General features: G+C 45.8%; 2 protein-coding genes. One reads left to right on the top strand and one right to left on the bottom strand.

Translation table 11 applies throughout. The features are described from left to right. A partial coding sequence (locus ACXRVY_RS30480; protein WP_458239134.1) for a sulfite exporter TauE/SafE family protein occupies window positions 1-601 on the bottom strand: 601 nt, incomplete at its 3' end. Between the two features lie 83 nt (window positions 602-684). On the opposite strand from ACXRVY_RS30480, the gene ACXRVY_RS30485 reads away from it, so the two are divergent. Then, the coding region (locus ACXRVY_RS30485) for a LysR family transcriptional regulator (RefSeq protein ID WP_458239135.1) at window positions 685-1,163 on the top strand (479 nt) is incomplete at its 3' end.

Raw genomic sequence — 1,163 nt, forward strand, 5'->3', positions numbered from 1 at the left:
GCATGGAAATGCGTACGAGCGTGCTAATTCCTATCAATGTACTTTGAGTGGAACTTGCTTTCTCTTTGGTGTTTATCCTGCCGTTCAAATATATTGCGTACAGGAAGCCACCGCTACCAAAAAGGGCGCCAAACAGGCCGCCGCCCATACCCAAKGGCATTGCCCAAGCCGCAGATATGTAACTAGTTCGTACAGGCTTTGTAAGCATATACAACGCGTACAAGGTTACGAAACACCCCATCGCGAGCATTAAAACGTCAGATTTAGTTTTTAGGAGCACCGCTATGCCAGCCATGCTACCAATGGCCATGAATGGCAGCAGCCTAGCGAGTTCAATGCGCACCACATGCTGATGAGAACGCGCCAGTTTTCCAAATGCAGCCACGCAGTCAAGGAGCACCAGTAAAGGGATCACTTGCGACAGAGGCATGTAATTCACTAACACAGGCCCCGCTACCAGTGCCGTTCCAAAACCTGCAATAGAAAAAATTATGTATGCCAAGCTGATGGTAACGAACATTACTACCAAGGTCGTATTGTCGAAAGGGGCGTGGAGAAAAGCATCTGGCATTGTCGGCATTTCCGTTACATGTTGTTTCATTACCCTACCCAACATGGCAAAAAACCACTAATATGGAAATGACATCTTACTGATCACATTTTGGCATAGCTGTTATGATATCAATGAAGCAGTTGCGATATTTTGTAGAAATCGCGGAACATGGAAGCTTCAGTGTCGCAGCGCAAAGATTGTTTATTGCTCAATCAGCGCTAAGTCGACAAGTGAAGGAGCTAGAAAGTAACCTTGGTACGCTTTTGTTCGAGCGCACCGCAAGACAGCCCCATCTAACACATGCTGGGTTAGCCTTCTTACCTAGGGCCAAATCAATTTTAACTGACGTCGATAGCGCAGCTCGACTGGCTATTTCGGTAGGCAACGGTCAAAGTGGTACTATTCGACTTGGTCATGCCAGCACTGTTCCGCTTATAGGAAATTTAAAAGATGTGCTCGGGCTTTATCTTGAGGGCATGTCCGATGTTCATATTGAAGTGTCGGAGGAGTCTTCAGAAACACAGCTGATTAATTTAGTTGACAATCGCATTGATGCTGGATTGTTTCGATTGCCGGTTTTGCATCAATTAAATGACATTAAGCTTCTTAC

It is taken from the genome of Pseudomonas sp. P5_A2_2 (assembly GCF_054177685.1).